Origin of the sequence: Lactococcus sp. dk101 (genome assembly GCF_009601055.1) — a bacterium.
Taxonomy (GTDB): domain Bacteria; phylum Bacillota; class Bacilli; order Lactobacillales; family Streptococcaceae; genus Lactococcus.
In genome coordinates, this window is record NZ_WITI01000017.1 from 34,414 (window position 1) to 42,306 (window position 7,893).

General features: G+C 37.7%; 9 protein-coding genes. All 9 read right to left on the reverse strand.

The window, feature by feature from the left end:
* Positions 1-31 precede the first annotated feature (31 nt).
* Positions 32-295 (reverse strand): SemiSWEET transporter, encoded by a 264-nt coding sequence (locus GHI45_RS10225; RefSeq protein ID WP_147780689.1) that lies wholly within the window; start codon positions 293-295, stop codon positions 32-34.
* Between the two features lie 58 nt (positions 296-353).
* Positions 354-1,673 (reverse strand): PTS sugar transporter subunit IIC, encoded by a 1,320-nt coding sequence (locus tag GHI45_RS10230; protein WP_147780690.1) that lies wholly within the window; start codon positions 1,671-1,673, stop codon positions 354-356.
* Between the two features lie 269 nt (positions 1,674-1,942).
* The gene (locus GHI45_RS10235; RefSeq protein ID WP_147780691.1) at positions 1,943-2,683 is read right to left on the reverse strand and encodes a MurR/RpiR family transcriptional regulator; all 741 of its coding nucleotides are present in this window, start codon (positions 2,681-2,683) and stop codon (positions 1,943-1,945) included.
* Positions 2,684-2,917: 234 nt separating this feature from the next.
* Positions 2,918-3,244: a PTS lactose/cellobiose transporter subunit IIA gene (locus tag GHI45_RS10240; RefSeq protein ID WP_147780692.1), complete on the reverse strand. Its 327-nt coding sequence runs from the start codon at positions 3,242-3,244 to the stop codon at positions 2,918-2,920.
* A gap of 102 nt (positions 3,245-3,346) precedes the next feature.
* On the reverse strand, positions 3,347-3,676 hold the full coding sequence (locus tag GHI45_RS10245) for a PTS sugar transporter subunit IIB (protein WP_147780693.1): 330 nt from the start codon (positions 3,674-3,676) through the stop codon (positions 3,347-3,349).
* Between the two features lie 274 nt (positions 3,677-3,950).
* On the reverse strand, positions 3,951-4,718 hold the full coding sequence (locus GHI45_RS10250; RefSeq protein WP_147780694.1) for a MurR/RpiR family transcriptional regulator: 768 nt from the start codon (positions 4,716-4,718) through the stop codon (positions 3,951-3,953).
* Positions 4,719-4,764: 46 nt separating this feature from the next.
* Complete coding sequence (locus GHI45_RS10255; RefSeq protein WP_147780695.1) at positions 4,765-5,394, reverse strand: YdcF family protein; 630 nt, start codon at positions 5,392-5,394, stop codon at positions 4,765-4,767.
* Positions 5,395-5,397: 3 nt separating this feature from the next.
* Entirely contained in the window at positions 5,398-6,744 is a 1,347-nt protein-coding gene (locus GHI45_RS10260) for a DEAD/DEAH box helicase (protein WP_147780696.1), read from the reverse strand.
* Positions 6,745-6,838: 94 nt separating this feature from the next.
* The gene (gene rarD / locus GHI45_RS10265; protein WP_147780697.1) at positions 6,839-7,732 is read right to left on the reverse strand and encodes an EamA family transporter RarD; all 894 of its coding nucleotides are present in this window, start codon (positions 7,730-7,732) and stop codon (positions 6,839-6,841) included.
* Positions 7,733-7,893: the final 161 nt, after the last annotated feature.

The following is a 7,893-nucleotide window of genomic DNA, read 5'->3' on the forward strand; positions in this document are numbered from 1 at the left end:
TTTATTATATTAAATTAAGCTAAATCAAGTCTTATTTTTTCTCATTGACCATATCAATAATTTTAAAAATCAAAATGATGACGACAAAACAAACCGTAATTGCATTGGCTAGAATAACAGGAATACTGTCACTCAAAATGCCATAAACAAGCCAAAGCAGATTGCCAACGCTCATCAGTAAATACATGGTCAGTGATAAACTTTCCGTTTCTCTGGTTTTGATTGTCCTGATTGCTTGTGGTAGAAAAGCACTCGTCGTCAGCACTGCCGCAATAATCCCGATAGTATCAATCATGTAATCATCTCATAAAATAAGCTCAAGAGTTGTCTTGAGCTTATCCTTTCAATTCAAATTAAGCTTCTGCTTCTGCTTCTTCTGCGAGCAAGACATTGTCGTATTTCTTAGCGAATGGCCAGTAAATGAAAATCGTACAAACGAGCATGAGTGCTTGCCAAAGCATGGCTTGCCAGCCTCCAACGAGGAAGCCTGAAATCAATGCAGGTGTTGTCCAAGGAATAACGGCACCATTGAATGGTGGAATAATTCCAAAGTAGATGGCATAGTAAGTTGCAAAACCAGAGAACAATGGTGCAAGGAAGAACGGAATACCAAGGATTGGGTTCAATACGATTGGCAAGCCAAAGAGCACGGGTTCATTGATATTGAAGATGGCAGGTCCAATTTCCATTTTACCCAAAGTCTTCATCTGTACTGATTTAGCACCAACGAGCAAGAAGACAACCAAACCAATCGTCAATCCTGAACCTGTAACTGTAATAAATTGGTCCATGAAAGATTGTGTAACGATATGGGCACCATGACTCAAAGTTAATTCATGTGCTTTATTCAAAGCAGCATTGTCAGCCGCATTGGCTTGAAGCAATGGACCCATGATTCCGCCGATGATTGTTGCACCATGTGCACCAAAGAACCAAATAAATACAGGTAAGAATGCAAGAAGGAAAACACCGCCAGGGCCGTCAACTGCATGTTGCAGTGGTGATTGAATCACTTTATACACCCATTCGATGAATGTTTCGTGAAGTCCGATTGTGAAGAATCCGTGAACCACACCAGCAAGAGAGATGATTGCAGCTGCAGGAACAAGTGCTGTAAATGAAGCAGCTACGTTAGCGGGTACTTGTTCTGGCATTTTGATAGTGATGTTGCGACGCATAAATGCCGTATAAATCCAACCGACTAAAAGACCAACGATGATAGAAAGGACCATTCCTTTACCACCAAGCCAAGTCCGATCAATAACACCAGAAACTTGATATGCTGTTGAAATTTTAGTTGGATCTGCGATTGAAGTAACTTGTTTGATGGTATCTGGTTGAAGAAGAATGTGAACAATGATAGCTGTTAAACCAGCTGGCACACCTTCGTATCCTGCATCAGCAACCCAAGAATAAGCAATTCCGAAAACAGCAAGTAAAGCCATAATTCCAAATGAGGCATTGTTAATTTGCAAGAACAATGGTCCAAGTTGAATTTTATTCATGAAATCCTGACCAGCTTGCCAAGGAAGTTGACCTAAAATGAGGAAAACCGAACCAATAATGATAAATGGAATGGGATAAAGCATTCCGTTCTTGATAGCGACCATTGGCCTTGTACCCAAGAATTTCATCATTGGAGGCATAATCTTGTTTTGAATGAAATCGTTCATTATTACTGCTCCTTTAAAATAATAAAAAATAAAATCGCTACGCCATCAAACTTTATTCCATAAGGAAACGTACGTCATTTGAAAATTCTTAGCTGATCAGGAAAAGAAGTCATAGCTTTTGTAAACCTTTACATTCTTAATTCTATCTTATTATTTTCTCTATTTCAAGAGAAGTATGAGAAAACGATTGCATTTTGCTCTTTTTGGTACTGTGCCTTTTTTGGCACAATTTGTACCAATTATTAAAAAGAAGTAATAAAAAAGAGGAATTAAGCTTCCTCTTCTTTTGATTGTTGAAAAACTGCTTCCGTCAGGCTCTCGATCAGAAAAACAGCTGGAAGTTGACTCGTCAGGTCAAAATGAAAGCCTACGCGTCTTTCTTCGACAGAGTACGGCAAAACATAATCACTCAAGTCAGCAATGGTTGATTTCCTGTTTGGGGTAATCGAGGCAATAGTAATGTCCTTATTGGCACGTAAACTACTCAAAACTTCTATGATTTCATTGGTCTCACCAGATATGGATAAGGCCACAACAAAAGTATAAGCTGTATTACGTAATTTTGAAGCAATGGGATAAGTAACATCTGAAAATGAAAAACTGTTAATGCCGATGCCTGCAAAACGTCTTGAGGCATAATCGCAAATTAAACCACTTGCACCAACACCAGTAAAAATAAGATTGTCTGATAAGAGAATTTGCTTTGCGATTTCATCAATGGTGTCTTCTAAACTGTCAGGAAAATCGTTTTCTGATAGGGCTTGGAAATAATTGTGCGCATTGGCTTTAGATGCAGACTGCTTTTTGACATAAGTTTTAAAATCTTTAAATGACTCAAAGCCCATTTTGTGAATCAATCGCATGACACTTGATGATCCCGCATGAGCCTCTGTTGCAATATCACGCACGTGCATAAATGGAATTTTATCGGTATTATCTTTGAGATAGTTATAAATCCCTTTTTCCGTATAAGTCAAACTCTGAAAATCTACATTGCCAAAATAACTCATGTTCCTTCACCATTTCTTTGATATTTAGAGAAAAAAGCCATTAGCTGTCTTTGTTATGGACATAACAAAGAAAAGTAGGGCTACTTTTGCTTCTATTTTCTATCTAGCCTTATTATATCATTTAGTATTATTTAATGTTCATTAAATTGACATTTTTATTCTGATACAAGAAAAAAATGCTGCCTCATTTTTTGATTAGAGGTCAAGCATTTTTAATTTTTAAAGTTTCACTTCTTATTTATTTTCCAAAGCTTGGATACGTTTTTCTTGTCCAACAACTTCAACGGCTAAATCTTTAAATGTGATGGCGTTCATCAAGTGGTCTTGCGCATGAACCATGTACAAGTTGATGTCGATTTGTTCTCCTTGTGCAACACGAGTCAACATGTCTGTTTGAGTATCATGTGCTTCTTTGAGTTCCATGTTTGCTTCTTGCAAAGATTTTTCTGCTTCTTCAAAATCTCCAGCTTTTGCTTGTTGAATTGCTTGGAAAGCAAGTCCTTTAGCATTTCCGCCGTGCATAATAATCCCCATGACAACCATCATATATTCTTCGTTCATTTTTTCCTCCTAAATTTGTTACAAATCTTGAAACAAATTTTATATTTTTTTATATAACAAAGGAGCTTTTACGCTCCTCTATCATTTTATCGATATTTTAAATTATTCACCCATCAATGCTTCAGCAGTAACGAGGACTTTGTCTCCACGCATCATGCCGTAGTCTTGCATTTTGATAACGTCCATAGGAACGCCAGCAGCTGCAGCTTTCTTAGAAACTTCACCTTTCATGAAAGCAACTTGTGGGCCTAAAAGCAAAACGTCTGGTTTAGCTGAACCTACGCCTGCGAGCATATTGTCGATATCAGCAGTAGATTTTGCAAAGATTTCGTAATCTTTTCCTTTTTCAGCAGCAGCTTTCTGCATTTTTGAAACCAATAATGAAGTTGACATACCAGCAGCACATGCAAGTGCGATAACTTTTTCAGCCATATAAATAATTCCTCTTTCGTTTTTGGAAACTTTCTGTATCCTTTTTATAAATCTATTATATCGCTTTCATTTTCTAATTGCAAGCGTAAACAAGACTGAATTGTAACATTTTTTGTAACAATTTATGGCTTTAATTTATTATATTATCTCTTGAATGCTTGATATTCCTATACTTTTGCATTATTTAAAGTTTTTATTTTTGTAATTTTTTTCGTAATATTGAAACTTGTTTCGCAAATAAAAAACAAAAAAACGATTCAAACGAATCGTTTTCTTATTCTGCAATTTTTTCATCTTGGTCATCAAGTGTTAAATCAATCGCCTTATGCGCTAAAATTTCCAAAATCGCTAAAACTGGGAGTTGCGTCGTCAAATTTCCTAAAGGATATTGTTTTGACCACTCATTGACTAAATTATAAGAGAGCTGTAAATCAGCTAATTTAGCCACGGTCGAATCTTCGTTATTAGTAATCGAGATTATTTTTGCTCCGTCAGCCTTAAATTCAAGTTCTTTATTGATGACTTGACTGGTTTCGCCAGAAACTGACAAGATGATTGCTACGATATGGCCCATGCCTTTGACTTGCACCGCTTGGAAAGGGTCAGAGATGACAAAGCTTCTCAAGCCCGTGTTGACAAAATATTTTGTGGCATAATCACTCAAAGAACCTGAGGTTCCAATGCCCAGAAAAACGGTGTAGTCAGCTTCTGCAATCAACTTGGCTGCTGCATTTAGCCGTTTCTGATAGGTATCAGTGTTCATACGTCGCAAGAACATGTCAAACTCCAGCATGTTATCGTAATGCTGCTCTTCTGGTGTTTTTTCACGAAATTGACTTTTGAGATAAAACTTCAAATCGGCCCAACCTTCAAAACCGAGCTTGGTACACAAGCGAACAATCGTGGAAGTCGAAACATGAACTTGACTTGCCAAGTCACGAATGGTCATTTGTTGAACCTTCTCTGGGCTTTTGATGATAAAGTCAAAAACTAAAGATTCTAAATCATTGAGTTTACTTATTTGTTCGGGTTGAAACATCATTTTCCTTTCAAACAATCCTGAATTGGTCTATATCAATTATAACAATTCATCGTCCTAAAATCAAGGCTCTGGCGATTCCTAAAGTCTCATGCACATAATAGACTGTAAGTCGGCCAAGCGAATGATCTGTCGTTGGTGCAGCATATCCTGTCAGCTCTGACAAGTGCTGTTTGTCCGCCAAAATCAAACCACGCGCCAAATGAAAATCACTGGTCACAAGCATTGTCTTTCCATGAAAATAAACCTTTGAGTTAGCAATATTTTCCGCTGTATTTCTGGCTTTTGCTTCCTTAATAATTCTATTATGAGCAAGCCCATTTTCTTCTAAATATTTTGCCATCCCTGCTGCTTCAGTAACATTCTCGTTTGGGCCTTTGTAACCACTGACAATTATTTTTGCTTGAGGATTATGCTTTGCCAGCATCAGCGCAGCATCCAGACGATTTTTTGTAACTTCTGCAGGATAGGACGTGGCCAAATTTTTGCCGTCGATTTGACTGCCCAAAACTAAAATCGTCTGATAGCCCGTAAGTTTCGTTGGTCTGTCGTTAATTTTGCTCAAAACCAAGCCAAAACAAACGGCTAAATAAAGGCAGATAAAGATAAGAAAGCCAATCACGGCTTTCCATATTCTCTTTTTTGTCAGCCCTGACAATTTTGAAGGTGCTTTTGTCATTGATTAGAATTTTTGTTTACGGTTTTCACGTTGTTTACGCGCATTCTTCGTATTTTCAGCACGACGTTTCTTTTTGTTTTCTTCTTCAACTTGCCATCTAATTGCACGCTTGTAGCCAGGTTTAACGTGCTTGCGTTTTTTAGCTTTCGCAAGTGCACCAAGTGTTGTTGTTGACAATGTATCTTGTTTCTTAGAGCGATTTTCACGACGGTCACGGTCATAAGAGTCAACGATTTCACCATTTTTGATGGCTTTTGGTTCAAATTTGACATTCATCTTTTCGATTTCACGAATGGCTGCATCATCGCTAGGCGCATACAAAGTAATGGCTGTACCAATCAATCCGTTACGGCCTGAACGTCCCACACGGTGAACAAAGAAAGTCAAGTCTTTTGGAATTTCGTCATTGATGATGTGGCTAACACCTTCAATATCAATACCGCGCGCCGCAATATCTGTCGCAACGACATATTGATAATCCAAATTTTTGATGCTGTTCATCACACGTTTACGTTCACGTGGTGGCACATCTCCATGAATTTTAGCTACTTTGAGTCCATTACTTGTCAAGAATGAATGAATTTCGTCAACACGCCCTTTTGTATTGGCAAAAATCATACACATGTAAGGATTGATAATTTTTGTCAAACGTAAAAGCAAGTCATTTCTTGAGACTCCTTTTGTTGAGATGAGCCAGTTTTCGATTGTGTCAGCAATGACAGCGTGGTTGGCAATTTTTTCCATCAATGGATTATGCATGTATTTCTTCAAGAAAGGTTGCAATTTTTGAGGAATTGTTGCTGAAAAGACGAGCATTTGCACGCGTTTCCCAAAACTTGACGCAATCCGGTCAACATCAGCCAAGAATCCCATATCAAGTGTCATGTCCGCTTCATCAACAACAAAAGTTGAGGCAGTATGCACCATCAAGTGACCCGAACCAATCAAATCATGAATACGTCCTGGTGTTCCAATAACGATGTGCGGTTGGTTTTGTTCCAATTTTTTGATTTGACGTGCCTTATCCGTTCCTCCAACAAAATTGGAAACACGAATGTCGGCGTTAAATTTTGTAAATTCTTGGGCAGCGTGATAAATCTGAGTGGCAAGTTCACGAGATGGCGCTGTGATTACTGCTTGCACCTCATCTTTAGTAAGGTCCAATTTTTCGAAAATAGGCAAGAGGAAAGTATGCGTTTTTCCTGAACCTGTTTTAGATTCCCCAACCAAATCACGTCCTGAGAGAACAATAGGAATGAGTTTTTCTTGAACTTCTGTTGGCTCTGTAAAGCCGATTGCGTCCAATGTTTCATTGATGTAAGTTTTAAAGTTAAAGTCTGTGAATTTCATGAATTTCTTTCTGATTTTTGAACTTTTCTGTTCTAGATTCGTAGTCGTTTTCCCATGGAAGGGACTTTCCTCTATTATATCAAAAAAAAGCCGATTAAGTCATCTGCTTTTTTCTAAAGAGTAAAAATTGTCCGATTGCAAAGATAATAATGCTCAAACAAATAAAAATCAAACTGTGTGCGTCGGCTTTTGTTAAACTTTCGCCAAGTAAGCTGACTGAAATCGCAAGCGAAATGGTTGGATTAAGATATTGAATAAAGCCAATCAAGCTCAAAGGGGCACGTTTGATACTTTCTGCAAAGAGTAACAATGGAATTGCCGTTACTGGCCCTGATAAAATCAGATAAAAAATGGTCATTGGCGGATATGAAAAAAGGCCGTGTTTTGCAAAAAAGAGCAAGAAAACCAAGATGAATGGCAACAGCACCATGCTTTCAAAAACCATTGCTACATCGCTCGACAAGCGATAATATTTTTTCAATAAACTATAAATGGGAAAACAAACCGACATGACAATTGTCAACAAAGGAAATGAACCACTTCCTGAAACCATGACAACAACACCAATAAAGGCCAAAAGCATGGACACAACCATAAAGCGATCGATACGTTCATGCAAAAAGAAAATTGCCAAGAAAACAGAAACTAATGGCATAATATAGCCAGCAATCGAGGCTTGTGTGGCTTGATTGATGGTTACGGCATAGATAAAAACGACCCAGTTGACGCCAAGAAACAGACTGGCAGCCACTGCATAAGACAAGGCTTTTTTATTTTTGACCAAACTTTTAATTTCAGTGTTGAGTTTATGCGTTTTTCCCGTAATGACAAAATAAAGCAACATGCTCAAGATTGTGAACACAATCCGATATGAAAAAACCTCAATGGAGTTGACGTTCGACAATAAATGCCAATAATAGACAAGTCCACCCCATAATACATAACAAAAAACACCTAATAAAATTCCAATATTCCGTTGATTAGCCAACTTTTTTCATCTCGCCTCTAAAAATTTCAAATCTATTACCCGAATTGCTAGTTGATTTTAATGCAAAATAAAACCAGCCATGCTATTCTATTCTTAACCAACTAAGTTTAGAAAGGGCATGACTGATATGAACGATTATAGCACACTTCCCAAAGTTTTTG